Consider the following 25,800-nt stretch of genomic DNA (forward strand, 5'->3'; position numbering starts at 1 on the left):
GGTAGAGGGTAGAGAGTAGAGAGTAGAGAGTAGAGTTGAGTTACTATCTAATATTCACTATCCACTATCCACTATTCACTCTCCACTCTCCACAAATCTACAATATCCCAAATAGATGTAAGGGGCCGCGACCGCTGATGAGTTCGACGACGATGCCAATGAAGCCCAGCATTGCCAGACGACCGTTCCAGACTTCCGCAGCCGTTGTGAGTCCCCATTCCCATTTTTCTTGGGGGTACATCTTAATTTTCTTCTTCATCTGGGTGACGCGATTAATGTCCAGACTGGGGGCTGCTGCGGCTCTGAGGACTAGATCGACGAGTGTTTGGATGAAAACGGGGTTAGTATCCAAAGCAGGTACGCGATTGAACGTATGGATACCAGCTTCTTCGGCGATTTCGCGATATTCGATATCGATTTCTTCGAGGGTTTCAATATGCTCGGAGACAAAGCTAATTGGCACTACTACCAACTCGCTGACACCTTTATCGGCTAGTTCGACGATCGCATCTTCGGTGTAGGGTTGCAGCCATTCGATCGGGCCGACCTTACTTTGATATGCTAGGGAATATGCATTTCTGCGCCCGATCGTGCGCATGATTAGTTCGGTGCATTCCTCGATCTCGGTTTGGTAAGGATCGCCTGCTTCTTCTACATAGCTCACGGGTACGCCGTGCGCGCTAAAAAACACATGCGCGTCGTCCGGATTGGGGCAGTTATCGATTTGAGCGCAGATCAGCTCGGACATTGCTTGGAGATAACCTGGCTCTTTATACCAATCGGCAATGACCGTATATTTCGGTGGCTTGAGCTGCGGATTTTCGCTCCAGATTTTTTCGATCAGCCGAAAACTAGAACCGCTAGTACTGATTGAAAACTGGGGATACAAAGGTAAAATAACTAATTGCTCGATCTCATCCCGCTTAATTTGAGTCAGTGCATCTTCGGTAAATGGGTGCCAATAGCGCATTCCAATGTAAACTTTGACATCTTCACCTCGCGATCGCAATTGACTCTCTAGGGCGCGAGCTTGTTCTTCTGTGATGCGACGTAGTGGGGAGCCGCCACCAATTTTTTCATAATTTGCTTGAGATTTCTTCGCTCGCGAACTAGAGATCAGCCATGCTAACGGTTTTTGCAGAGCCGCAATTGGAATCCGAATAATCTCAGGGTCGGAAAACAGGTTAAACAAGAACGGACGCACATCCGATAATTGCTCCGGTCCGCCCAAATTCAGTAGTAAAACCCCTAATCGACCCATAACGGCTGTATTTTCCCAGTATGTTGCAAATTCTTTACTAACTTTAACAAAAATATGGTTTTAGTGGTACTAGCTAGGCAACCACTGACACATAAATTTAATTTTAGCCTAAAGGTATTCATATAGTAGATGCCAGCAAAAAAAGTCCGATTTTCACTTGGATTTGGGCGATCGAAAAGTCTGTAAGGCGGATCTGCTATACATTGATAAAGACGAGCTGCCAACCTGCGATCGCCTAAAATTGAAAATGGCTGGTAAAATTAGTTAAGATGTGTATTACGAGTCTTCAACATTTACGAAGTCTATGAAACCAATTCAAATGGCCGTTACACTGATTGCGTTGACTAGTGCCTTTGAGTTAGGTAGAGCACAGATAGCCATGGGTTATGTCGCTAATTATGAGACCGAACGGCAATCGCAGTGGTCGCAAGCCAGCCCCATCCCTACAAATACTAAGTTATTAGAACAGGGACATAAAAAACAGGAGCAAGAAGACTTTGTTGGAGCAATTGCTGACTATACAGAATTTTTGAAGTCCAATCCCAATCATGTTGAAGGCTACAGCAATCGTGGGTTTGCTAGGGCGATGACCAACGATCTCCAAGGTGCAATTCAAGATTTCAATCGCGCGCTCGAAATCTCACCCAACAATGCCGACGTCTATAATGCCAGAGGTAACGTCAATGCCATGGTGGGCAATCTCAGTGCGTCAATTCGCGACTTTAACCGGGCGATTCGTTGCGATCGTAATTTTGCTGATGCTTATTATAATCGCGCGATTAGCAGACACAGTTTGGGCGATCGGCGCGGCGCGAAATTGGATCTCAGTCAAGCTGCCAAATTATTTCAGCAACAAAAAGATCTCGGCGGCTATCAGCAGGCACGAGAATGGATCGACAAATTAAAATAGACTTTAGGTATTTAGTTTAGTAAAATTAAATACCTAAAGTCTATTATTTACCATCCACTATTCCCTTACTCCACCTTTAATACCACCATCGTCATATCATCCCCATTATTGCGCTCGTTGCCAGTGAAGGTGTGGAGAGTCGAGACAATTTTATCGAGAATACCTTGAGAGCTTAATTGCTGCTGGCAGGCAGTATGAAAGGTATAAATAAGATTATCTTCATTGAACCTTTCGCCATCCTGGTTAGCTGCGTCGGTAAACCCATCTGTGTAATAAATAATCGTATCTCCCTGATGGAGTTTAACTTGAGCTTCCTCATATTGAGAATCGGCATCGAGTCCGATTAACATGCCCTGAGTATCGAGTCGCAAAATCCGATTTGTCGCGGCTTGCCAGTATAAAGGTGGATTGTGGGCGGCATTAGTATATGTCAGAATATTGGTTGCTGGATCGTATTCTGAATAGAACAGCGTCACAAACCGACTGGAATTTTCGAGATCGGCATACATTACCCGATTGAGATGTTGAAGGATGCGTGACGGTGAGTGACCATTTAACACTTCCGCCCGCAACATTCCCCGCGTCATCGTCATAATCAGCCCTGCGGGAACGCCTTTACCCATGACATCCCCAATAGTGATACTCCACTTAGTGGTGGCATTGGTGTCTGTTTGCTTCTCCGTCAGCCTATCGTAATTAGCGGGAATAAAATCATAATAATCGCCACCGACGCGATCGGCATTGAGATAGCAGGCGGCTAGTTCTAAGCCTGGAATATCTGGAAATTTTTTCGGTAGTAAGCGTTCTTGAATTTCGGCTCCAATTTCTAACTCGCGATCGAGTCTTTCTTTCTTGCGTAATTCGACGGTTAGTTCGTCGTTATGGATGGCTACGGCAGTTTGATCGGCAACTAATTGTAGTAGCTTTTGCCGATCGAGTGTCCATTCGTAGCTAGGATTGCGCGTAAATACATATAATCGTCCGCGCTCGCCGCTTTCAAGTAAGATTGGCGTCCTGAATATATGAATTCGATAGTCAATATCCAGTTCGATGCGACTTTCTAATTTTTCCCAAAAATCTGTATGAAAACTAATTTCTTTGCCTTCAGAAACATCTGTCAGGGTTTGGAAAATAGCCATTTCGATCCTTTTGCGCAGCTCGTTACAATTACCTTCACCCTGACAGTGGAGCTGCTGAATTTGCAATTGTCCGGTTTTTTTGAACAGGATAATCGCGCCGCCTTCGCTATCGGTCACCCGTGTGACCATCAAGGGAATCAATTCTAGAAATTGATTGAGATTTTTAAAACTTCTCAGTGCAAACCCTAAATTACTCAGTAGCTCGTGAGTTTTCTTTTGCTGACGATTGAGATTTATGACTTGTTCTTGGAGAGCAATTACTGACATAATTTGTGGTTCATAATTCATAATTTCTAATTCCTAACCACTTAATAAAGCCTCAACAAATTCATAACTAGAAAAAGGTCTTAAATCTTCGATGCCCTCACCAGCACCGATAAATCGAATTGGTAAACCCAGTTGTTGCACCACCGCTAATGCGACGCCGCCTTTAGCCGTGCCATCTAATTTGGTCAAAATTACACCACTTAACTTCGCCGCCTCAGCAAAAACTTGAGCTTGGCGCAAACCATTTTGGCCTAAAGTAGCATCGAGTACTAGCAATGATTCTATCTGAGCTGTACTGGCTTGTTTGTCTATAATCCGACGGATCTTGCTCAACTCGTCCATGAGATTTTTTTTATTTTGTAACCGTCCGGCGGTATCGACTAATAGTAACTCAGTTTCGCGCGATCGAGCAGCACTAATTGCATCAAAAACTACCGCTGCGGGGTCGGTATTTTGACCGGGGTTGGCAATTACTTCGATGCCGCTCCGTTGTCCCCAAACTTTGACTTGTTCGACTGCGGCAGCTCGAAACGTATCACCAGCCGCAATCAGACATTTATAACCCGACGATTGGCTCATGTGAGCGAGCTTACCAATAGTGGTAGTTTTCCCGACGCCATTGACTCCCACCAACAACCAAATATTTAATTGGTTAGATTCGGGCAAAAATTCTGATGAGTAATTAGACTCAAAAGGCTTATCGAGCAAGTCTCGTAAAATTTGTTTGAGGTAGGCGATTGCTGCCTCTGGTGGTAAGGCTTCTTGGCGCAATTTAGTCTGCAATGTCTCAATTACATAGTCCGTTGCTTCAATCCCCACATCGGCTTGGAGCAATAAAGTCTCGATCGATTCTACCGCATCGGCATTGAGTGGGCCTTGACCGATCAGGGCTTTTAATTGATTGACAAATCCCCGCCGCGTTTTGTCTAAACCTTGGCGTAATTTTTTGAGCCAATTAATCTCATCTAAGGATACTTGCTCCGGAGTCCGTCCGCGATCGGCAAGCACTTTTGCCGACCATAAGAAATCATCATCGAGCGCGATATCTGGCGTCTGGGCCTCTGGTTCGGCAGTTTCGATCGCCGATGCCTTGAGCTGTTCCAATCGCTGTTGACGGTCGTCTCGCGCCCAAATCGGCAGATCTTCGGCATCTGAGGTGGTTGCTTCAGCAGTGTCGCTAATAATTACCGTCGGAGCTTCAATATCACTCGCTTCCGACTCTACAGCAACGGCTAGTGGCTCTGTAGTAGCCTCCTCAACCGCCAAGACGGGTGCGACGGCATCTGTGACTTCTTCTGCTACCGTCGCGGCGGCTTGTGCTGCTGCGGATTCTTGCTGCTGAATATTTTGATATGCAGCTTTTGCCCACGCCAAATAGTCAGTTGCCACCTCATTGCTAACTGGCTCTGGAGCTGCCTCATCTGCTGCTGGCGTCTCAAGCTGCTCTGGTGCAGATTCTACAGTTTGTTCCGAGTCCTTGCTAGAATCGGGTTCGGGATTGTCGAACTTCCGGCGAAACCAGTTAAAAACCATAATAAATTAGGAGTTAGGAGCGATCTGTTAATTGATTATGAATATACAAGGATGGTAGTTGCCAAGGAAGTAAGGAGATGATTCTGGGCAGAGACCATCAATGTTAAGACATTCTAAGCCGAAAATTTCACTTTCACTAACAAAAATTAGACCCCCGATTTGAGTTGTTCGGTGACTCGTCGCAGGACGCCATTAATCAACTTGCGACCTTGGTCGTCACTATAGCGTTTGGCCAATTCGATGGCTTCATTAATCGCAATCCGTTCTTCTAAGCCTAAATAGACTATTTCTGTAACCGCCAGTCTGAGGATATCTCGATCGATTTTAGGCAAGCGACCGAGCTGCCAATCAACGATACTTTTACTTAAGAGCAGATCGACCTGAGCGGTTTCTTCGGTCGCCTTGACCAATAGTTCGAGGGCATAGCTACGCACGTCGGGACGATTGAAATTATTAATTGTCTCTGGCATCTCTAAAGCTTGTCCGAGCCGATTGATCGCAGTCTGCACTAATTCGATCGCTTCGGCGGTCATGACTCTAGCCCCCTCGACGTCGCTAGCCCTGGTTTGGCTATTTAACAGCCTGTCATTACTGCGTTGTAATTCTGCCGTAGCCGCTTCTAATGCTTCTTGAGTCTCTTCTCTGAGTGTCGAGATGGCTTTGAGCATCATCTCTTCTAGAGTCAATTGTAATTCGCGAGGTTGCGATTGCGCTAACTTCTTTTGCGCCTTTGATAACTGGGGTAGAGCTAGCAGGGCTAACTCACGAGCGATAGTTTGAGCTTTCATAGGCGCGATCGATTAGCAGTAGCAAAGCCCCTGATTATACCACTTCTAAGCAATTTTTAGGTAATGGCCAAAGCAGCTTCGCTCCGCGAGTTGCTCTGAGGTTGCGCTTCCAGTGTTCTAGAAAAATAACCAGAGCGCATTCGCTAGTGCAAGATTGGAGGCAACGCTGCTGCGCCTTTTATCTTCCCGATTTGTGGTAGTAATCCACTTTAGCCACAATATCCGCCCAGCCGATACCTGCCAAAGTCGGGAGGACTAAATGCGATCGCGCCAAGCGTTCGTAGGGGCCGACCCCTAAAACCCACATCCCAGCAGCCAAACCTGCTTCAATTCCGGCGGGGGCATCTTCTACAACCAAACAATTAGTTGGAGCGACTCTCAGCGACTCAGCCGCGTGGAGAAAGACATCGGGACAGGGTTTGAGATTCAAGACACTATTACCATCAGCTAAAAAATCGAAAAAATGCCGGATCTTCAGACGTTGCAAGACTAGTTCGGCATTTTTACTCGATGAGCCGAGCGCGATTTTAACACCAGCGGCATGGAGTTCTACTAACAAATTACCGATACCGGGCAGCAGATTAGCGTAATTGAGTTCGTTAATTAGTTGAAGGTAGTAATCGTTTTTCCGATTTAATAATAGTTGCTGTTGAATTAGACTCAGATCGATAGTCCGATTGCCCAAAAGATATTGCAGTGCATCTTCACGATTGAGTCCTAGCATTCCTTCATCGTGGGTGTGTTTATCGAAGGGAATTCCCTCTTCATCGGCTAATTGCTGCCATGAGAGGTAGTGATAGTAGACTGTATTAGCGATAACGCCATCAAGATCGAAGATGACTGCTGCGATGTGTGGCTCGCGCTCCAGTTTATCCATAGCTATTTGATGTCGATCGACAATAATTGTCTGTGCGGTGGCGGAGCCTCTCCTTTGGAGAATCGCGATCGCTCCAGGTCAGATGTATACTCATTATGCCCTCAGATTGTCATAATCTTTGGAATCTCACGAGCGATGTCTATTTACAATAACTAATCATTTTAGGCGATACCACTTTGCATAACACACAAGTTTGAAGATTAAAATTAATAAATACGCTCCAAAATCTTTCATCCCGCCTTTATTCAATTGAATCCTCAATACACACCCCCTTGGTGGCTGCAATCCGGTCTATCGATGACGCTCTACACCGCACTGCGGATGAGCCGCAACTGGGAAGAATATACGATCGAGCCAGAGCCAACTTATCAGGAGCACATTTTTAGTGGCGATGGCGATGTGCCGATTTTTGGCATTTTCGCCATCCCCCCCAATCCTAAAGGGACGATCGTTGCGACCTACGGTATCACTGGTACATTAGATAATCAATGGTTTCTGCGGATTCTAGGGCGGAAAGCTTACGCCCAAGGTTACGCGGTCGTCTTATTTGACTGGCGCGCTCATGGCAAGACTGCCGAGTTATCGCCCCAACTGACTTCGGATGGTCTGTACGAGGGCGAAGATTTTGTGAGGATCGCCCGCCAATCGCTCCAGCTAGGCTGTCCGGCTCCAATGTGGATAATGGGGTATTCCTTGGGCGGTCAGTTGGCTCTGTGGGGCGTTAAAGCGGGTCGTGACGTGCCAGAAATTGCTGGCGGCGCAGTCATCTGTCCCAGTCTGGAATCCGATCGATCTTTAACGTATCTGATGGCACATCCGCTGGGCAAATATTTAGAACGTGCGATCGCCAAAGAACTACGAAAATTAGCTGGCGAGTTACATCGCTACCATCCTACCGAAATCGACCCCGCCGCGATCGATCGAGCGACGACAATTTGGGGATTCGATCGCGAATTAGTCATTCCTCGACTGGGTTTTGAGACTGTCCGAGATTATTATGCGGCAACTAGTCCGTTATATTTTTTAGCAGATCTTAACAAACCAGTATTGATTATTTATGCCGCTGACGATCCGCTGTTCGATCCCACTTTAGGGCCAGAACTGTACGCTATTGCCAGCAAACAACCCCAGATCGATCTCCTACTTACCCCCCACGGCGGACATGTCGGACATATCAGCAGCCAAGAGTGCCAAAAGTTAAATATCGATCGCGACCCCTGGTGGAGCTGGAATCGTATTTTAGAATGGATTCAGTAATTAGTCGATCGTCGATAGTTGATAGCGAAGTGATTAAGACGGAGTTTAAATCTGCGTATCAATCACAATCTGGCTAAAGGCGTAGGCTTTGAACCATTACTATTTGGTGCAAGAACAATTCTCTCTCCTCGTCCCCCTCTCTCCCATCCACCCACCCACACCTCCACCCCTATGAGCTTACGCGACCAATTTAATAAATTTACAGGCAAAACCCAATTTGTCGTATCTAGAATTTTTATCCACCTCGGTGGTGAAGAAGTCTCGCCACTCCTGGGAATCTTAAACCAAGCTGCCAGACAAGCCATCGAATCGGATGGCGATTTGACCATCGTCGGCGAAGGATTGGTCGAAATCTGTCAAAACCTATTGCAATACGATACTTATTGGCGATCGGCAGCCAATGAAGGTGATGTATTCTGGGACGAAGGCGGAGCTGGCGACTATGCCAACGAATTATTTACCGATTCTGCTGGGCGGTATTTGAGCGAGCCAGATCTGAGCCAGCCTAATAATCCTAATGCTCAATTAACGCTCAATCCCACTCGCAATTTGATCTTGATGCTTACTGTTGCCTTTGAAGGCGAAGAATCCAGCATCGAAGCAGATTTGTCCAACATGTCCGCACTCAAGATTGCCCTCAAAGCTTTAATCAATCTGCATTATCAAGAACGCTTGCGTGCAATTTATATCCATTTTTCACCAGCACGATTTGGCGACGAACTCACCGACGACCAAGTTCTCCAGAATTTCCCAGAATTGATTCCATTGTAAATATATGTCTCGATCGAAATCGCGATCGATTCAGGTTTAAGCCAACCTTGGCTTAAACCTTTTTCAATGCCAAATCTAATGTCTAGATGCGGTTAACTCGATCGATTCGATCGGTTTACAGGGTATTTTGGCAACGAGTCGATCGAGTAACATTAATATAAAAGGTTGCAATCTACAAATATAAATTTCTAGATCTACCTTAAGCACTATCAGTAGTATGTCGATCGGTAGATTGAGATTACAAGTCTTAAATCGTCCCAAGAATTAGCTAAAATAAGAACATCCAATAGTCATGAAATCAGCCTATATGTTACGTCGATTAGCGATCGTTTTTATGGCTTTGACCTTATCCTTTACTTCTGTCGCTTGCGGCTCTGGAGATGGAGATCGGTCAATTCAGGGACAAAATCGAACGAGTACTTCTATTCAAAGTCCCACCGTCAGCAACAATACCAACCAAAAACCGATCGCGGATGGTAAGTATCCCGTCCAGCAAGCCACTTATAACGATGGCAACGGTGAATATACCCTGATGCTTCTCAATACACCTGCTGGTACTCCGCCCGTGTATCGCACTACCAATCTGCAAATGGCGAGATTGACTGACGAAGAAGTCAAAGCCAATGAAAAGACTTATTTTAAGTCAGAAAATGGGCAGGTGTCGTTACACATGCCAGAAGACTTCAAAATTGAGTACGTCCATAATGTGACCGAAACTCAAACCAATCCCCAAACCGGACAAAGAGAAACTGTCGTCGTCAAGCGAGAATCTAACTTCTGGGCACCGTTTGCTGGCTCTGTCGCTGGCTCTTTGGCCGGACAGGCGATCGGTAACGCATTGTTCAGACCGCAGTATTATGTCCCCCCTGTTTATAGTTCTGGTGGCATCCTGCGCGGTTATGGCGGCTACGGTAACAACTACGGTCAAGCCGTCCAAAGTTATCGAACTCGTTATAATAGCCAGCCGCCTGCGGTAGTCAACCGTAACACATTACGGACGACAGGTCGATTGAATAACAATAACTTCAACAACAACAATTTCAACACCAACCGCTCGGTCGAACGCAATCGTTCTACTGGTTCGGGCTTCGGTACGAGCAATCTCCGCCGCTCCAACAACCAGTACAATAGCCGTCCTTCAGGCGGTTCTAGCCGGAGTTTCGGTAGTGGCGGTCGCAGCCGCTCTAGTTCTGGATTTGGCAGCCGCCGACGGTAACCTAGGTTTTAGGCTTTAGGGGTTAGGCTTTAATTCCTCACACCTAATACCTAGAGCCTCAAACCTAAAACCCCAAAACCTATAGTATGCTGATAATTACCTATTGCAGCACTACACATTAGATTATGGCAGTCAAAAAAGGAGATTCCGTTCGCGCGATCGCTAGTTCCCTGGCAAATAGCCTCGAAGCAAAAGCTAGCGATGCCAGATTTCCCAAATATTTATTTGAAACCAATGGTGAGGTACTAGACCTACGTGGCGACTACGCGCTAGTAAAATTCGGACAAGTCCCCACCCCAAATATTTGGTTGCGACTCGACCAGTTGGAGGGGGTTTAGACTTTAATTGCCCATCGAGCGGTAACTTTTGTCAAAACCAGACATTACCCCAACTAATCTTGAGATCGACCCCAAATCCCTAGTCTTTGGCACGTAACAATTCTTGAATTTGTCTGAGCGCGGCTGGCAGAATATTAAATACCGCCCAACCCGCCGCCGCCGCCAAGGGGGCCAAGACGATTAAAAGCCGAAAGTCGAAGTCCATAACGATTTCCTTGAATTTAAAGTAAAAGATTTATGAGCGATATAACTATCGCTTATCTACTCTACCAGAATTATTGGCTGCTATTGGTGATGTCCCTAAACTGCGATTAATTAAAGCTTTGAAGACCTTACCCAAGGGTGCAAATCGCGCAAATTTACGACGTGATGTTAAGATTTGCGATCGCAGTTGCACCCTTCAATCTCAATTTGTCTCTGCCTTCTTCCCCCGACCGATAGCCATCGAGCGTGGGAGCAGGCAGATTTTTGATGCTGAAAATTGAGACTTAGAAGGCAAAATTATTACTGCGGTACAATAGAGATTAGACGTTAACAGCGATCGCTCCTTTGCCACGCAATAATCCGGTGTTGGCACCAGGACAAATGTAGCTCAAAGGTTGTTGTGAAGGAAACTGCTGCCAAATCGCCGAGACACTGCGAAGTTGACGCGGCCAATGAAAAGTTTTGGCAGTCCGTAGCGGCACGGGTGCGCCAGATCGATCGGGCAACAAGTGCCTGCCTGTAAAGAGTACGCCCCCAATTCCCGCATAATAAAAACAAGCCGATCCGGGTGAGTGCCCAGGAGTCCAAATTGCATGTATGCTATCTTTAATATTAAATTTGTGCTGGAAAGTAGTGACTTTAAGCTCTGGAAGTAAGTAGGCTTCTTGTTCTTGAACGATCGCTTCACAGCCTAATTCATTCACGATCGCCGTGGTTTGTCCGATGCCGCCACGATGGGTAATTGCCAACCAATTCACACCCCCACGCTCGGCAATAAACTGTCGATGCAAATCGTGCCAAGCCGGAGCGTCAATTAAGATATTTCCAATCGGCGTTAAGACTAGATAAGCCGTACCACCTAATGTGTCGCGATTGGGAGCAAAGGCAAAAATACCTGGTAGAATCTCTTTTGGCAGTTTATCGATCCCAGATTTAATTCCAAGTGTTGGCTGTGACAAATTTGATTCTGGTTGCATAAACGTGCTTACTCAATAAGGGTATATATTTTAGCAATTTCTAGATCGACAAGTAACGTTATAGTAGCAGCCTAGATCCCGATCGCATTCGACACATTGATGGCCATAAATAGTTTCAGCTCGATCGATTACTTATAATTTTATACATGTGGTTGTCTTTCCTATTCATCTTAATCTTATCGGGCATTCTGACATACATTATTCTGCGGCAAACTGTTAGCAAGTTGACCGCAGTACCATTATGGATCTTGTGGGCGATATTAATGCTGCCGCCGCTGCTGACTGGAGCGACAGTCACTTGGAGCAAGCAAATCCCGCCTTTACCCGTAGCAATTGTCGTTTGCTCGATTTGCTGGTTGGTATATTGGCGACTACTAGATTGGGATCGAACCAAACCACGCACATTGGCGAAGCCTCCCGATCCTAAAATTATTTGCGAAGCCACTAGCAGCGAGCATCCTGCCACCACTGGTACGATAGAGCCAGCATTGACAGCCTTGCCAGAGTCAGAGCCAAGCGAGGAAAATCGACCCATCAGACCGATCGAAGCCGAAGAAGAAGCGACGTTAAGAACTTGCTTTGCGTGGAATATCTTTTTTCTTGAAAAAATCGAATACCGTCCGCAAGCCGTATTGTGTCGCGGCAAATTACGTACCGATGCCGATAACGCCTATGCGACGATCGTCCGCAACATTACAGACTTATTTGGCGATCGCTTCTTTATTTTATTTCAGTACAGCTTATCGACGGGCAAACCGTTTTTCGCTCTCGTCCCGCGTCCAGAACATACCCAAATTACTCGATCTCGTCGCTACATTGATTATACGATCGCCCTATTGCTACTGTTGCTAACACTCGTACCTACGACCTATTTTGGGGCAGCCTTAGCTGGATTGCCCAAGGGCGATTTCGGTCAGATTGTCAGAGCTGGATGGCCTTATGCGGCTAGTATTATTTTTATGTTAGGCATTCGCGACATTGGCCGATATCTGGTCGCGAAGTTTTACAAAATCGATTCTACTCTACCATACTTTATTCCACTACCTTTTCTGCCCGGTACTTACGGCTGCCTGGTGCAAATGCGATCGCCAATTCCCGATCGCAAAGCAGTCTTCGATTTGGGCTTTATCGCTTCAATGTTAGGTTTGATTACATCGATTCCGCTCTTACTATGGGGACTGAGCCAATCTCAAACCGTCCCCCTCGATGTCAAATCGACCTTATTTAACTTCCACTCTTTCAATCCCCGCTTTTCGCTATTAATGACGCTGTTGAGTAAGTTAGCTTTAGGCAGTCGATTTGTCGCCGAACGCGCGATCGATTTAAATGGTGTCGCGATCGCTGCTTATATCAGTTTGCTAATTATTACGATCAATTTGATGCCGTTGCGCCGACTCGATGGCGGTTATATCGTTCATGCTATGTTCGGGCAAAAGCCAAGTGCGATCGTCTCGCAGCTCAGTAAAATCATTTTAGTAATTCTGGGCATTATTCGATTGAGAGCTTCTGAAGCTGGTAATACCGATTTACTATTTCTGGCGATCGTGATTTCTCTAATTCCCGCGATCGACGAACCTGCACTCAATGATGTTTCCGATCTCAATAACTGGCGCGATGCTCTGGGTGTATTTATTTTAGGAATTTTAGTCTTGACGTTAATTCCAGTACCAGCAGTTTTAATGCAGTGGTTGGATATTTAGGCTTTAGGCTTTAGGCTTTAGGCGTTAACGATCGAGTGCATCTGAATACGGTAGGCGCAAAGCGCAGGCTCCGCCAACGGTTAAACCAAACTTTGTGCTGGTAGTAGTCCGCGCAGACGGACTTTGCATCACTAGCAGCGACTTCAGTCGCTAGGTAACTGTTATCGATCGACTGGGGGACTCGATCGTCCTAATTTGCGGAAATTTGGACAATTGTCAAGAAATCATGACAATTACGATCTCCAAGATGGCGCAAAATCGTTAAACCCTGGAAATTGAGAGCGATCCCCCCTTGACCGATCTGGGTAAAATCTTGTTAGATAGTAAATATACCTAGTCAATCCACATCGCTAGCCACTTAAAGTTATAAATGCTCGAACAACTAGCGCATGTATCGATTGGGATCTTGTTAGAAAACGCAACTTAGTCACCTGCGATCGAGTCAATCACTCAGTCTGGCAGATATTAGAAATTTAATAAACAACTCGAACATAGTTAGTCAATCTACTTAAAGTGGAAATAAAACTAACTTGCGATCGCTAGTTTTCTTAAAGTGACAACAAACGTGGATACAAATGCAACAAATTTGTCATCTACACCTTATTCGGAGATCGGATCGTGACGATAGACAACGCATTAGAAGAAATGACTCTCAGACAGCTACGTCGCGTAGCTAGTGTCTGTGGAGTGTCCCGTTATAGCAGGATGCGGAAATCCCAACTCCTGGAAGAAATTCAAAAAATTCAGAGTAAATCTACTCAAAGTCCATCTACAAAACTGGAGGCTCAATTAGAAGTGGAAGCAGGCAAATTTGAACTTGGCGTCGATGTCGATCTCACTGCTGAGGAACTAGCAGCCGTAGACGAAGGGTTGGGCGATCTGCCCGGCGGTTATGGCGATAGTCGAATTGTCCTATTACCACGAGATCCGCAATGGGCTTATGCTTACTGGGATATCCCGATCGAGCATAAGAACGAACTGCGCTACCATGGCGGACAGCAATTAGCTCTACGGATCTATGATGTTACCGATATAAATTTGGAACACCAAAGTCCTCACAGCATCCAAGAATACCCGATCGATGAGATGGCTAGAGAATGGTACCTACCCATTCCCGTGAGCGATCGCTCTTACACGATCGACATCGGTTACCGTTGTGGCGACGGTCGTTGGTTGATATTAGCACGCTCGGCATCTGTGAATATTCCCCCTGTCTATCCTTCAGACTGGATTGAAGATATCTTCATCACCGTACCTTGGGAAGAACAACTCATCGGCAAGACTTTTGTCGAACTCGTACCTCCTAGCCACAAAGCGGGCGATACCAGCACCTCTGGTACGACGAATGCCACTGGTGAGAATGCCATCTACGAGCGCATCTTTGGCATGGCAGATTCGGTCGAATCCTTGCGAATTGCTGGTTCCCTATATGGTTCCATGCAACAATCGCCGCTTGAATCACTCAGTTCCTTTGTCTTCCCCTCGGGTGCTGGCATGTGGGCACTACCTACCGCTTCTGGCGTGAATATGTCGGGTGTGGGTATGTCTGGTATCGGTATGGATGTCGGCGAGCGTCAGCGTCAGTTCTGGCTGATTGCCGATGCTGAATTAATCGTCTACGGTGCTACCGAACCCGATGCGACAGTATCGATCGGCGGACGCCAAATCAAGCTCAATCCCGATGGTACATTCCGCTTCCAAATGTCCTTCCAGGATGGCAATATAGACTATCCGATCGTGGCTGTCGCTAAAGATGGCGAACAACAACGCTCGGTCCATATGACATTCGATCGAGCAACTCCTTCGCGGAATACCAATACCAAGGAAGAAGCGGTTCCTGAAAAATGGTTCTAATCGATCGACTTGGTAACTAACTTTCAGTAGCTCTTTACCTAAATATATACATAATCTCCACTAATCTCGATGGTTGGTGGGGATTATTTTGTTAGGATCGATTTGTATGCTCGATCGCTTTCCCCAACCGAAATGACTAATGTTACAGAATCTCGCAGTCGAATTATAAAATCGTCACCTCCAGATAATGATTGGCGATTGCTGTTGCGACTAGTGCCCTATGCTCGCCGTAGCGGTAAATTATTTCTGATATCATTTGGCTTGTTAATTCCATTAGCCATCTCTAATGCCATTCAGCCCTTAATTATCGGTCAGGCAATTTCTAAAATTAGAAATGAGAAAACCTGGGATTTTGTTAATAATTTATCGATGTTGGATGGGTTAAATTTACTTACATTACTACTGATGGCGACAGTAGTTGTGAGATTAATTTTAACAGCAATTCAAGGATATACAGTCCAACGGATCGGCCAAAAAATTACTGCCGATATTCGTAACGATTTATTCGATCGAGTCACTTCGTTAGCCGTGCGATTTTTCGATCGGACGCCTGTGGGTAAATTAATTACCCGACTGACTAACGATGTCGAAGCATTGGGTGATGTTTTTACCACGGGAGCGATTGGGATTATCAGCGATCTCTTCTCGATCGTCGTAATGCTTTATTATATGTTTACGCTTCAGTGGCAAATCGCCGTGATGTTGTTAATCATGTTAGTGCCTGTCGGAGCAGTAGTCATTTATTTTCAGCAAGAATATCGCAAAGCTAACTATCGCGGTAGAGAAGAGTTATCTCAACTCAATTCGATGGTGCAGGAAAATGTCGTCGGTATTAATGTCGTGCAATTATTTAGGCGCGAAAAATACAATGCTGAATTATTTCGGACGGTGCGCGATCGATATATTAGAGAAATCGATAAAACTAACTTTCACGATTCGGCTGTATCGGCAACATTAGAGTGGATTTCGCTCGTCGCGATCGCAGCGGTGTTGTGGCTGGGTGGCTTAATGGTGCTGAATAAAACTTTGGACTTTGGGACGTTATCGGCATTTATTTTATATGCCCAAAGATTGTTTGAACCGCTGCGTCAGTTCGCGGAGAAATTTACAGCGATTCAATCGGGTTTTACGGCAGTAGAGCGCATCAACGATATTCTCGACGAACCGATCGAAATTCAAGATATCGCCGAAGCTCAAAGTTTGCACCTGACTCATGTCGATAGCGCGTCTCAGGGCGAAATTCGCTTCGAGCATGTGTGGTTTGCTTATAAAGATGATGAGTATGTCATTCGCGATCTGGATTTTACCATCAAGCCTGGTGAGAAGATTGCATTAGTCGGCCCGACTGGAGCGGGTAAAAGTTCGATCGTGCGGCTGCTATGCCGTTTGTACGAGCCAACTAGAGGACGGATTTTAATCGATGGGGTAGATATCAACCAAATTACTCAAGCCGAACTACGCCGCTATTTGGGCGTGATTTTACAAGACGGCTTTTTGTTTGCAGGTGATGTCAAAATGAATATTACCCTGGGCGAAGAGTATACTGAAGCCGAGATTCTTCAGGCGGCTCGATCGACTAATATCGATCGATTTATCGACCAATTACCTCAAGGCTATAATACGCAACTGCGCGAACGTGGCTCCAATCTCTCCGCCGGACAAAAACAGTTAATTGCCTTTGCCCGCTCGGTCATTCGCAATCCTCGGATTCTGGTACTAGATGAAGCTACAGCTAGTTTAGATGTCGGGACGGAAGTTCTAATTCAAGACGCACTCGATCGATTGATTGTCGATCGCACGGCAATTATTATTGCTCACCGTTTATCGACAATTCGCAATGTCGATCGGATTTTTGTCCTCAAGCAAGGCACATTAATCGAATCAGGCTCTCATGAAGAATTGATCGATGGAGGTGGCTTGTATGCTAGCTTGTATCAGTTGCAAATGTTGGGGACTTAGATTAAGGGAAGAGTGGATAGTGAATAGTGCGATTTAACTTCTCCCGCTTTCCCAGTCTCCTCGTTACCCAGTCCACTCATCCACCCGTTCACCCATGCGCCACTCTGCTCTCATCAAAAAATATTTCTTCAGAAAGATTGACAAATCGAGATAGATGTATTATTGTATATGTAGTGTGAGGAGCGAATCAAGAAGAAGACCGAGACGAAACACGGCCAGTCGTCGGTCTTCTTTTTGGTTTTATATTTAGAACTTTAAATTGTTAGTCAGCCGTTAGATAGATCGAGTGTTGAGAATAAATTTTTCAATGGTTGCGGCAACACCATCGGCTTCGATATCGGGAGCAACCCAGTCGGCGAGAGACTGAACATCACTAGGGGCATTCCCCATGGCGACACCAATGCCAGCATAACCGAGCATTTCGACATCATTATAGTTATCACCGATCGCCAGGACATTCTCGGCGGTAATATTTAGCAAACTGGTAGCCAGATAATCGATCGCGGCACCTTTGTTGGCACCAGAGTGAGTAGTTTCGAGGAAGATCGGCACGGAGGTAGTGACGTGCAAATCTGACGGGGCATAGCGTTGGCGCAGATCGACCAGTAAATCTTGAATTAGAGCCGTATCTTCGGACATCGCCAGAAGTTTAGTAGGACAATCGGTTAACAGCGTCCGCAAATCTTTGACTGCGGTGACTTCAATGCCACTGCGTCCGACATATAACTCAGTATCGGCGTTAATCTCGCGGACATATAAGCAATCGTCGCGATAGACATGGACTGATAATCGATCGAGCAAGTCGGGCTGCTCGAAGTAATCGATTAATTCGCGAGCAATGGCAACGGGTACTGGATGGTGTCGATACCGCTTTCCCGTTGCCGGATCTTGAATCCACGCACCTTGGTAAGCAATCAGGGGCATGTCTGCGCCGATGTCATTATGAAACCGCATTGCAGATTTATACATTCTTCCAGTCGCAATCCCCACGCGGACGCCTTTGGCTTGAGCGGCTTGAATAGCTTGTTTGACTCTGGTACTCACCTGATTGGATTTTCCCGCGATCGTGCCATCAATATCTAAGATTAGGAGTTTAATTTCGGCAGTACTTAATGATGACATGATGGTAATGTTGTGGATCTCAATCCCCAGTTAGGGTCTGATTTTCCATTCGATCGTACCATCAATCTCATGACTAGTAGTTTAGGATGTGAATCTAGTTAGTATTTTGGCAAGGAGCGGGGGGACTGGGAGGAAAGTAGGGTGAAAACTCTCCACTATCTAGGTTTCAGACTTTTCACGATCTTATAAATGTTTGCCCCAACCAACTTAATTAACAATTAGCGGTAATATCAGACAATAACCGCAACCATCGCTCAGGGATTGAATTTTACCGCCATGGGATGCGGCGAGGGTATGACTTAAAGATAAACCCAGACTAATTCGTAGATCCCAACCGAGTTTGGTATCGGTAAGATCGTGACGATCGATCTCGATCGATTGGCTGGTATCGAAAGTAAGCTGTGCGGATAAATCGGCGTTGGGGAGGATCGCATTAGGATCGTCAGTGGCGATCTGAATCTCGACGCCATCGGGCATGGTTGCGAACTGGATCGAGATGTGTCGATCGATGCCGCTAACGTGAATCAGGCTCAGGCAAAGATAATAGACGATCTGGCGGACTTTATCTTTATCTAGCAACCAGACGCGGATTGGTGGAGTTGCGCTCTCATCTGGCTGTGAGTTAGCTAGTGAGTAATTGTCAGCCAGATCGAGTTTAATTTGTTGCTGTTTCTTGGTAGCGATCGATTCGAGACTTTGGATGGCTAGTTGGCATAACATCTCTAGATCGACTGATTTGAGCGTGAGTTGGCGAGTTGTGGCGTCACATCCGCCTAGTTGTGAGATTTCATCGACGATCGTGACTAATTGGCGACCGCTATGATGGATGATGCCTAAATAATCTTTTTGCTTGCTACTCAATGGGCCATAAATTTCTTGTTGTAAGACACTTGCCATACCGAGTACGGATGTCAGCGGCGTCCGCAGCTCTTGAGCTAGATGAGCGAGCAATTTAGACTGAATTTGCGTTTGGGCTTGTGGCGGCTCTAAGCGACAATTGGCGGCTGTAGTGGGGATTAACTTACTAGCGCGTTTTTTGTCACTCAGGCAGCTTGCTGGGGCAGGCTGGGGCGCATTTTTGGCAACTTGGCTCTGATTGTGTTCTGTGGCGACAGCAGGATCGTCAAAACCGATTTTCGCTTGCTCGTGGAGATTGCCCAACCGCCGCTCTAGTTGCGCTTGACTCAATAATTTGCGCTCGAATTCACTGGCTACAAGGCGGCTGACTAGTTGCAGCAGCTCGATATCGCGATCGCTAAATTGGCGTGGTTTAAAATCTAAAATCGAGATCGTACCCAAGCAGTCGCGAGCGGCAGTAATAATCGGTACGCCGAGATAAGATTGTAGCTCGTGCCTCCGACACAGCGATGACTGCGACAATTGTGGGTGTTGTTGAAAATTGACGATGCTTAGGCTGAGTTGACTGGCAAAGATGCGATCGTGACAGTATTCTAATCCAGCTAATTCCGAGATCAAATTAGGTTTAGTAGGTAATATTAACCGCTCTAAGCCATAGACAGAGGCAATTCGATCGCCAGATCCGGCGATCGCTGTCAGGATCGCCACGGGTGCGTCGGTGAGGCGCGCCACCTGTGCGGTAGCTTCGGCAAAGATCGGCACCTGCGATTGCTCGATGCTTAATTCAGTAACGATCGGTGGAGACTGTAACGATCGAGATCTAGCTATCTGGCGATCTGGGTTTATATCTAGATCTTGTTCTGAATTGAGCATGGGACGATTGCCCGGAATGGGATGTGTGAGTTTATGACGATCGGATCGGGAAGATGTGTCTGTATCTAAAATTCCCACACAAACAGGCTAGAGCAACATTTTTGGTTAGATAGTTGGAATCCTCGATCGGTGCTGGCGTAAAGATTTCCGGAACAATTGCTAAAGAGGATGTAGTAGTCTCTAAGATTACTTAATGGCAAAAGACTATGAAACTCTCTGCTGTATCGCTCGGATTGTGCTCTTTGGCAACTCTATCTACGCTCGTTTCGTTACCAATTTCTCGTGCTCATGCTCAATGTATGATGAACGATACCAATATTCAAATGACAATTAGCGGTTCGCGCAAACCGACCGAGCGTACTAATGATGTGACTCAACGTTCGACTGGCAATTGTGTCGGTAATTCTGTTAATTCTACCAACGTCCAAACTAATATCGGCGGTACCGAGCGCGCTACTCAAAATCGTCGCAGCAATCAACAAATTAATGGTGGTGGTGGCAATCCCAGTGGTGTAAATGTGCCGACTGTTAAATTCCGTCAAAACGTGCAGATCGATGTCTACAATGCCGCAGATAAGCTTCATAAATAATTAAACTTGCTAGGTTTAGTCAGTTAAACTAATTGATGATTGATAATTGGGTTGTTAAACTGGGGTGTCCACAAGCGATGTTTTTATGCGGGGGAACCCCGCATGAACATGTCAAGATGGGGTAACTTTACAGATTATTGGAACCAGATTTAGTAGATTTTACACCGCCAATTGACTCAAGAATTGTAGCGATTTAACTATATAACTCGCACAGATAGGTGGTGAAGTTTGATAGAAAGCACTCCAAGCAAACGACTTATACAAATCGTAGTTAGCCGGGTTAAAAGCTGATGAATCCAGCGGTGTCGATGTTACCTTGGTTAAATCTGCATCCAGCCAAGCCAAGCGGACGGCGTGACCGATTAGAACATCTAGCACTATATACTCTTCGATCTTTAATGCTGGATTGCGCTCGGACAAAGCCGCCAAAGCCATTAAAGCTTCAATATTTAATTGTCGATATTCTGGAGCGACGATCTTGTTGAGCAAATGCTCGATTCTGAGCGCAAAATTTTTCTCACCTGGTGTCATTTCTGATAAGATAATTGCACTATCGAGGCGATTTCTCTTTTCAAGTTTATCGCCGATCGCGATGCCTTTACAATGTTCTAGCAATCGCCAGACACTGGGATAAAAATCTCGATCGACTCGATCGATCGTGCCATCTTTACGGCGTTGATATCGCCAATCGATCGTTGGCGTATCGGGTTGATGTTCGAGCGTGGCGATATCGTTAGTAACTATCAGATCGGTCGTCCATTTAATTTGTTGCTGAGACTGGTTGAGGTGCAATGATTCTTGCTGAAACACCGTCTGGCCGACACCTTGATAATCAGTCAATACTTGATGAAGTCTGGTTTGAATTTCAAACGGACTCAGATCCATTAATTTCTCATAAGCTTCATCTTGAGCGATGCGTAACTCGATCGCTAGTTCGCTAGTTAATAAAATAATTAAATATCCGACTCGGAGTGTCAGCAACCCTTTAACTAAAGTTGGCTGCGATTTAATTAACAAACCTAGATAGATAATTATTTCTTGAGTCAATACTCGATCGCGAATATCTTCACGGCAAAACTTATCGATTTTTTCGATAATTTCGGTATGGGACATCGGTCGATCGATCAGCGCGGCTTCGCTATAAGCCATTCCCACGGTGAGTTGTTTGCCCGAGATCGAAATATCTGTCACCGCATCGGATAAACTAATCTCAACTTTATCTAACAATCCCGCAGCATACCGCACGATCGCCCAATGTGGACGATTGCTAAAATTACCTGCTTTAAAATAAACTTCATCGAGTAAGTCAGAAACAGTTACTTTGACATCTGTGCCACCAAACCCTGTATTAAAACTTAAACCTTTTAATTTAGTTAAAGTGTGTAATAATTCGATTTGCTGATAGATATTCTCCGAGCCTCTGAGTTGTTTGAGCAATGACGTGATATTAGTTTCGGCTTCTAATAAAAATTCTTGATTACTAGTTAAGGGTTGATTGCGATCGGGAGTATAAGCTAAATAATAGCGTTGCGGTGCGACGGGATTGGCAGTAGTCAGATCGAATTTAAAATCGTGGACATTATCGATCCGTTCGACTCCTGCTGTCAGTTTTAACTGATTGAGATTTCCCAACCGGATCGGTACGCCATTGCATTTACCCTGCTGGAATTCAGTAATTAATTCTAGCAACGGCGAAGAATATTGTTGACCTTTAAATTCATCTTGTCCTTCCTGCAATAATGATTTAGTCAATAATAATGTAATTGTCGGACGACCTAATTGCGTCCACTGTTCGCTAATATAAGCAATCTCTGCCTTAATTTGTGAAATTAGGAAGTGATAATCAAAAGTCAGATAAAACTGCTGTGAATCTAAAAATGCTGGGAGAAAGACGATCGTATCGCTGCAAATATTAAAGATTCGGGAAGTAGTCAGACTCCGCAACCGTCGCACCGGACGACCAGTCAAACCCAGTTTATCATTCCGACCGATTTGGGCATAGGCGGCGGCTAATTCGGTGGATTGGCGGACTTGAATTGGGGCGATTTGCGAGGGTACCTGGGTGGCAATCCCATACTCCGCAAGTTGTGATTGTAGATCCTCATCCTCAGCAATCAGCGCGATTTGAACCGTCCGGCGGCGTTTGTTGCCGATGCGTAAATGGCGTCCGAGCGGGTCTAGATCGCCAGGTGCCAGAAATCGATCGAATAACAATTCGCCTAGGAAGTAGAGGCTCTGCGCCCAGACTAAAGGGAGATTTTCATTCGGCAATCTCGCTTGCGAGTGCGGTTGCGATCGTTCGGCGGCGATTAGCTGTTTGGGCACATAATATAGTTCTGGTAATAACGGCGTGTCGTTCACCTCTACCGCGATACCTGCAAGCAAGGTCCGATATTTCTCGATCGCTCCAGCATCGCCACTAAACAGCGCGTCTAAATATAAATAAGTAAAAAATAACGGCCATTCACACTCAATTCCTTCAAATTTGAGCAGTTCCTCTGGCTCGTAATGAAGGCGGGTGGTATCTTCTAGCACCGTCTGATGTCCGTCGCGCAAAAATCGCTTACAGCCATATTTACCTTCCAACTTCTCGACAATCTTCGTCCGCGTGCGATTGACTAACTGCGGATCTACCACGGCAAAGGCAGGAAACCCAATAATACTCAATAACGCCGCGTCTGTCTCTTTAGAACTCGACTCCCGTGGTAACAGCGAAGCCAACGTCAATCTCGCTCTGGCAATCTCATCGGGTAAAACATGAATTACCGATGCCTGCGAACCTCTGGCTCCAAATAAATCTAACCCATTAATCGCTTCGAGTGCGGCTTTGGCCATCCCGATCGAACTGGCATTTAATTCTACACTGCCGTGATTGATCTTATCGCCGCGCTCCCACAGTCCGAAGTCGGGAGTCCGATAGGTGCGCCCGATATAGTAAACCAAGTTTTGGACAAAATTGACCTCATCGAGAGTGTAAATTACAGGTAACCCCGATGCGGTCATCTGCGCCAAGATCAGAATATATAAGGATGTCGCATCTAATTGGAGATGTCCCCACTCATCATCGCCGACGACGATATCGCCAGTGTGAGTACTATACTTAGCATGGAGCGCATCTAAAGGCGATTGTGTCTGTTTGAACTGCTCCACCTTATCAGCTTGGCGCAACATACAAAACAGCAAGCCCCGCATCAATTTGACAACGCTCTGCTCCAACTCATACAACCGCCCTGGCGGTGCATCTACTTTGCGATATGCCAACGCCAATCCCCACACGGCAAGGATGGTGTAGACGTTATCTCGCACCCAAGCATCGGTATAATCACCATGGGCGGTAATGGCCGTACTGGCTGGAAATAATCCGGTAATCGGATTTTGGCGGTTGAGGATAATCGATTCAATCTGCTGGTAGTATCGATCGAGTTGCTGAGAACGATTCATAGTGTGAGTTGTAAGCAAGCGGTGAGGAAGGCAGAGGGTAGAGGGTAGAGGAGATGGTAGAGGCCGAAGCTCGACGGAGGATAGGTTTATTGTAGATGGCGAGTTGCGCTTAAATCTGAAAGCTAGCAAAGTCAACATTGCTCATTCATACACCCGATCTCGAAAAAATTTACAAATATTTTAAAATCCTTGCCATTTTGCTGTTTATCCGTTACATTAGTACACATCAGCAGTTATAAATCTTTACACATCCTGGAGTTAAGACTATGCAGACTTCTACACCCAAAAAAGACGAAATTCAATTCGGTTTTACTCCTTCAGCAGAACTCTTAAACGGACGTCTGGCGATGATCGGCTTCGTTGCAGCCCTCATCACTGAATTAGTCACCGGACAAGGAACCTTACACTTCCTTGGATTGATGTAATCGCTATCGCTTCGCCCGATTTCATCAAAGCTGGGATAACAACCCAGCTTTTTTTGTGCGTATTTTTGCCAAGCAATCGCCGAGAGGAAGATAAAGAATCGAAACTGCTACCTAATTTTTACCTGCGACTGTTCGCGTTGCCTTCCCGAAGGGTTCTACCCGCTGGGGTAGGTCGTAAATTGGGTTCGAGATGGGAGTATAAAGCGAATTTAGTGGTGACATAGTGCGATCGATGCCGAGATAGCTGGGTACTCTAAATCGTACAGCATCTAGATCGACACTTTCATGGCATACTGGCTGACAATCGAACTCCAACATGGCAAAATTGCCCCACTTCCCCGCGCCATGGACGCACAAGCGCAGGGACTGGTTTACGGCACCACTGTACCCCAACTATTGCATCAACTAGATCGCATTGCCCAAAAACTGGGAGTAGCCAGAATTGAGCAATTTATCTACAAAAATCCTAAAGGCTACACAAAACTGTTGGCAGAAGCCGAAGCCGAAGGCAATGCCGTTCTCGCCTCCGCCATGCGCGCAGAAATCGCCATTCTCGCCGAACAACCTCGCTGGCACGAACCAAATAGCGCGCGGCAAACTATTCAGAGTTTAAAAGAGTTTTTAGCTACCAATCCACATATTTTAGCAGACAAAAATCCGCAAACGACTACTGAATGGACGCTCTGGGATTTAGAAGCATACGATCGAATTCTTACGGATCTCGAACATCGTGGCGTTAAATTCGCTTTCGTCGAACGCCAGCTCGATCTCAATTAGCAATTCGGTAAATATGATATGGTGGGTAACTAGAAATTGAGGTGCATTGATGAGAAAAATTTTAGTGGGTTCTATTTGGCTACTTGGCTGTAGTACTTTAGGTGCATTTTTGCAATTTGCGATATTGAGTAATACCAGTGCGATCGCCGTTAGTAATTCTGCACATCAGCAGCCCGATCTAAATACAATTGCGTTAACTGTCAGTAAAAGTGCCAAAACAATTACAACTCCTTCTGGCTTAAAATACACCGTACTCAAAGCAGGTAAAGGAGCTAAACCTAAAAAAGGACAAACAGTTTTCGTTCACTATACTGGTACGCTCACCAATGGTACCAAGTTTGATAGTTCTCGCGATCGCGGTCAACCTTTTAGTTTTCCAGTAGGTGAAGGCAGAGTAATTCCTGGTTGGGACGAAGCTTTGGGCACGATGAAAGTCGGCGAACGTCGGAAGTTAACTATTCCGCCCAATTTGGCTTATGGTGCGGCGGGTGCTGGTGGCGTAATTCCACCCAACGCGACGCTAATTTTTGATGTCGAATTACTCAAGATTGGTAATTAACTGTAAGCTTGCTTTAGTTCTTTACTCTGTCTAAATCTATCCGAGTCGGTATTTTTAATATCTAAAATCCAGCTAGATGTGATGAGATTTTTTCCTTGATAATG

22 protein-coding genes are annotated in these 25,800 nt (G+C 45.8%); 12 read left to right on the forward strand and 10 right to left on the reverse strand.

Translation table 11 applies throughout. The annotated features are described in order from the left end of the window. Positions 1 to 97: 97 nt before the first annotated feature. A complete protein-coding gene (gene hemH, locus CHA6605_RS18445) occupies positions 98 to 1,261 on the reverse strand; it encodes a ferrochelatase (RefSeq protein WP_015160918.1) in 1,164 nt (387 codons plus the stop codon). A gap of 304 nt (positions 1,262 to 1,565) precedes the next feature. Between hemH and CHA6605_RS18450 the strand changes: the two genes are divergently transcribed. Beyond that, a complete protein-coding gene (locus CHA6605_RS18450; RefSeq protein WP_015160919.1) occupies positions 1,566 to 2,171 on the forward strand; it encodes a tetratricopeptide repeat protein in 606 nt (201 codons plus the stop codon). A gap of 65 nt (positions 2,172 to 2,236) precedes the next feature. On the opposite strand, the gene CHA6605_RS18455 is transcribed toward CHA6605_RS18450, so the two are convergent. The 4 genes from CHA6605_RS18455 to pgmB form a co-directional block, all read right to left on the reverse strand. Then, on the reverse strand, positions 2,237 to 3,598 hold the full coding sequence (locus tag CHA6605_RS18455) for a PP2C family protein-serine/threonine phosphatase (RefSeq protein WP_015160920.1): 1,362 nt from the start codon (positions 3,596 to 3,598) through the stop codon (positions 2,237 to 2,239). 12 nt (positions 3,599 to 3,610) lie between these two features. Further along, positions 3,611 to 5,110 (reverse strand): signal recognition particle-docking protein FtsY, encoded by a 1,500-nt coding sequence (gene ftsY / locus CHA6605_RS18460; protein WP_015160921.1) that lies wholly within the window; start codon positions 5,108 to 5,110, stop codon positions 3,611 to 3,613. Positions 5,111 to 5,256: 146 nt separating this feature from the next. Then, entirely contained in the window at positions 5,257 to 5,898 is a 642-nt protein-coding gene (gene nusB, locus CHA6605_RS18465; protein WP_015160922.1) for a transcription antitermination factor NusB, read from the reverse strand. 178 nt (positions 5,899 to 6,076) lie between these two features. Then, positions 6,077 to 6,775 carry a beta-phosphoglucomutase gene (gene pgmB, locus CHA6605_RS18470; RefSeq protein WP_015160923.1) on the reverse strand — a complete coding sequence of 233 codons (699 nt, stop codon included), beginning with the start codon at positions 6,773 to 6,775 and terminating at the stop codon, positions 6,077 to 6,079. A 249-nt stretch (positions 6,776 to 7,024) separates the two neighbouring features. Here pgmB and CHA6605_RS18475 point away from each other — a divergent pair, with 249 nt between their 5' ends. From CHA6605_RS18475 to ndhO, 4 genes are all read left to right on the forward strand, one after another. After that, a complete protein-coding gene (locus CHA6605_RS18475) occupies positions 7,025 to 8,032 on the forward strand; it encodes a YheT family hydrolase (protein WP_015160924.1) in 1,008 nt (335 codons plus the stop codon). Between the two features lie 171 nt (positions 8,033 to 8,203). Beyond that, complete coding sequence (locus CHA6605_RS18480; RefSeq protein WP_015160925.1) at positions 8,204 to 8,803, forward strand: DUF1517 domain-containing protein; 600 nt, start codon at positions 8,204 to 8,206, stop codon at positions 8,801 to 8,803. 292 nt (positions 8,804 to 9,095) lie between these two features. Next, positions 9,096 to 10,019: a hypothetical protein gene (locus CHA6605_RS18485; RefSeq protein WP_015160926.1), complete on the forward strand. Its 924-nt coding sequence runs from the start codon at positions 9,096 to 9,098 to the stop codon at positions 10,017 to 10,019. A gap of 125 nt (positions 10,020 to 10,144) precedes the next feature. Continuing rightward, entirely contained in the window at positions 10,145 to 10,357 is a 213-nt protein-coding gene (gene ndhO / locus CHA6605_RS18490) for an NAD(P)H-quinone oxidoreductase subunit O (RefSeq protein WP_015160927.1), read from the forward strand. 79 nt (positions 10,358 to 10,436) lie between these two features. Here ndhO and CHA6605_RS18495 read toward each other — a convergent pair whose 3' ends face one another. Together CHA6605_RS18495 and CHA6605_RS18505 are read right to left on the reverse strand one after the other, a co-directional pair. Then, positions 10,437 to 10,562: a photosystem II protein Y gene (locus tag CHA6605_RS18495; RefSeq protein WP_015160928.1), complete on the reverse strand. Its 126-nt coding sequence runs from the start codon at positions 10,560 to 10,562 to the stop codon at positions 10,437 to 10,439. Between the two features lie 319 nt (positions 10,563 to 10,881). Further along, on the reverse strand, positions 10,882 to 11,538 hold the full coding sequence (locus tag CHA6605_RS18505) for an MBL fold metallo-hydrolase (protein ID WP_015160929.1): 657 nt from the start codon (positions 11,536 to 11,538) through the stop codon (positions 10,882 to 10,884). A 146-nt stretch (positions 11,539 to 11,684) separates the two neighbouring features. On the opposite strand from CHA6605_RS18505, the gene CHA6605_RS18510 reads away from it, so the two are divergent. From CHA6605_RS18510 to CHA6605_RS18520, 3 genes are all read left to right on the forward strand, one after another. Beyond that, a complete protein-coding gene (locus tag CHA6605_RS18510) occupies positions 11,685 to 13,238 on the forward strand; it encodes a site-2 protease family protein (RefSeq protein WP_015160930.1) in 1,554 nt (517 codons plus the stop codon). Positions 13,239 to 13,883: 645 nt separating this feature from the next. Further along, positions 13,884 to 15,092: a DUF4912 domain-containing protein gene (locus tag CHA6605_RS18515; protein ID WP_041548259.1), complete on the forward strand. Its 1,209-nt coding sequence runs from the start codon at positions 13,884 to 13,886 to the stop codon at positions 15,090 to 15,092. Between the two features lie 132 nt (positions 15,093 to 15,224). After that, the gene (locus tag CHA6605_RS18520) at positions 15,225 to 17,051 is read left to right on the forward strand and encodes an ABC transporter ATP-binding protein (RefSeq protein ID WP_041548261.1); all 1,827 of its coding nucleotides are present in this window, start codon (positions 15,225 to 15,227) and stop codon (positions 17,049 to 17,051) included. Positions 17,052 to 17,324: 273 nt separating this feature from the next. On the opposite strand, the gene CHA6605_RS18525 is transcribed toward CHA6605_RS18520, so the two are convergent. After that, positions 17,325 to 18,173 (reverse strand): Cof-type HAD-IIB family hydrolase, encoded by an 849-nt coding sequence (locus CHA6605_RS18525; protein ID WP_015160933.1) that lies wholly within the window; start codon positions 18,171 to 18,173, stop codon positions 17,325 to 17,327. Positions 18,174 to 18,380: 207 nt separating this feature from the next. After that, positions 18,381 to 19,982: a GAF domain-containing sensor histidine kinase gene (locus CHA6605_RS18530; protein WP_198288367.1), complete on the reverse strand. Its 1,602-nt coding sequence runs from the start codon at positions 19,980 to 19,982 to the stop codon at positions 18,381 to 18,383. A gap of 128 nt (positions 19,983 to 20,110) precedes the next feature. Here CHA6605_RS18530 and CHA6605_RS18535 point away from each other — a divergent pair, with 128 nt between their 5' ends. Next, the gene (locus CHA6605_RS18535) at positions 20,111 to 20,494 is read left to right on the forward strand and encodes a hypothetical protein (protein WP_015160935.1); all 384 of its coding nucleotides are present in this window, start codon (positions 20,111 to 20,113) and stop codon (positions 20,492 to 20,494) included. Between the two features lie 159 nt (positions 20,495 to 20,653). Here the strand turns inward: CHA6605_RS18535 and CHA6605_RS18540 are convergent, their stop codons facing one another. Next, complete coding sequence (locus CHA6605_RS18540) at positions 20,654 to 23,935, reverse strand: glycoside hydrolase family 15 protein (protein WP_015160936.1); 3,282 nt, start codon at positions 23,933 to 23,935, stop codon at positions 20,654 to 20,656. Between the two features lie 266 nt (positions 23,936 to 24,201). On the opposite strand from CHA6605_RS18540, the gene CHA6605_RS18545 reads away from it, so the two are divergent. The 3 genes from CHA6605_RS18545 (at position 24,202) to CHA6605_RS18555 (ending at position 25,696) form a co-directional block, all read left to right on the forward strand. Continuing rightward, on the forward strand, positions 24,202 to 24,360 hold the full coding sequence (locus CHA6605_RS18545; RefSeq protein WP_015160937.1) for a chlorophyll a/b-binding protein: 159 nt from the start codon (positions 24,202 to 24,204) through the stop codon (positions 24,358 to 24,360). A gap of 285 nt (positions 24,361 to 24,645) precedes the next feature. Then, the gene (locus CHA6605_RS18550; protein WP_015160938.1) at positions 24,646 to 25,137 is read left to right on the forward strand and encodes a hypothetical protein; all 492 of its coding nucleotides are present in this window, start codon (positions 24,646 to 24,648) and stop codon (positions 25,135 to 25,137) included. Between the two features lie 49 nt (positions 25,138 to 25,186). Then, on the forward strand, positions 25,187 to 25,696 hold the full coding sequence (locus CHA6605_RS18555) for an FKBP-type peptidyl-prolyl cis-trans isomerase (protein WP_015160939.1): 510 nt from the start codon (positions 25,187 to 25,189) through the stop codon (positions 25,694 to 25,696). Positions 25,697 to 25,800 lie beyond the last annotated feature (104 nt).

It is taken from the genome of Chamaesiphon minutus PCC 6605, assembly GCF_000317145.1.
GTDB lineage: Bacteria > Cyanobacteriota > Cyanobacteriia > Cyanobacteriales > Chamaesiphonaceae > Chamaesiphon > Chamaesiphon minutus.

Bases quoted from the DNA above. Each gene is read 5' to 3' on its own strand.
- nusB (WP_015160922.1), bottom strand. From the start codon at position 5,898: ATGAAAGCTCAAACTATCGCTCGTGAGTTAGCCCTGCTAGCTCTACCC.
- CHA6605_RS18485 (WP_015160926.1), top strand. From the start codon at position 9,096: ATGAAATCAGCCTATATGTTACGTCGATTAGCGATCGTTTTTATGGCT.
- CHA6605_RS18495 (WP_015160928.1), bottom strand. From the start codon at position 10,562: ATGGACTTCGACTTTCGGCTTTTAATCGTCTTGGCCCCCTTGGCGGCG.
- CHA6605_RS18555 (WP_015160939.1), top strand. From the start codon at position 25,187: ATGAGAAAAATTTTAGTGGGTTCTATTTGGCTACTTGGCTGTAGTACT.
- CHA6605_RS18480 (WP_015160925.1), top strand. From the start codon at position 8,204: ATGAGCTTACGCGACCAATTTAATAAATTTACAGGCAAAACCCAATTT.
- CHA6605_RS18550 (WP_015160938.1), top strand. From the start codon at position 24,646: ATGGCATACTGGCTGACAATCGAACTCCAACATGGCAAAATTGCCCCA.
- CHA6605_RS18455 (WP_015160920.1), bottom strand. From the start codon at position 3,598: ATGAATTATGAACCACAAATTATGTCAGTAATTGCTCTCCAAGAACAA.
- CHA6605_RS18450 (WP_015160919.1), top strand. From the start codon at position 1,566: ATGAAACCAATTCAAATGGCCGTTACACTGATTGCGTTGACTAGTGCC.
- CHA6605_RS18505 (WP_015160929.1), bottom strand. From the start codon at position 11,538: ATGCAACCAGAATCAAATTTGTCACAGCCAACACTTGGAATTAAATCT.
- hemH (WP_015160918.1), bottom strand. From the start codon at position 1,261: ATGGGTCGATTAGGGGTTTTACTACTGAATTTGGGCGGACCGGAGCAA.
- pgmB (WP_015160923.1), bottom strand. From the start codon at position 6,775: ATGGATAAACTGGAGCGCGAGCCACACATCGCAGCAGTCATCTTCGAT.
- CHA6605_RS18525 (WP_015160933.1), bottom strand. From the start codon at position 18,173: ATGTCATCATTAAGTACTGCCGAAATTAAACTCCTAATCTTAGATATT.
- CHA6605_RS18540 (WP_015160936.1), bottom strand. From the start codon at position 23,935: ATGAATCGTTCTCAGCAACTCGATCGATACTACCAGCAGATTGAATCG.
- CHA6605_RS18515 (WP_041548259.1), top strand. From the start codon at position 13,884: ATGACTCTCAGACAGCTACGTCGCGTAGCTAGTGTCTGTGGAGTGTCC.
- CHA6605_RS18520 (WP_041548261.1), top strand. From the start codon at position 15,225: ATGACTAATGTTACAGAATCTCGCAGTCGAATTATAAAATCGTCACCT.
- ndhO (WP_015160927.1), top strand. From the start codon at position 10,145: ATGGCAGTCAAAAAAGGAGATTCCGTTCGCGCGATCGCTAGTTCCCTG.
- ftsY (WP_015160921.1), bottom strand. From the start codon at position 5,110: ATGGTTTTTAACTGGTTTCGCCGGAAGTTCGACAATCCCGAACCCGAT.
- CHA6605_RS18545 (WP_015160937.1), top strand. From the start codon at position 24,202: ATGCAGACTTCTACACCCAAAAAAGACGAAATTCAATTCGGTTTTACT.
- CHA6605_RS18510 (WP_015160930.1), top strand. From the start codon at position 11,685: ATGTGGTTGTCTTTCCTATTCATCTTAATCTTATCGGGCATTCTGACA.
- CHA6605_RS18535 (WP_015160935.1), top strand. From the start codon at position 20,111: ATGAAACTCTCTGCTGTATCGCTCGGATTGTGCTCTTTGGCAACTCTA.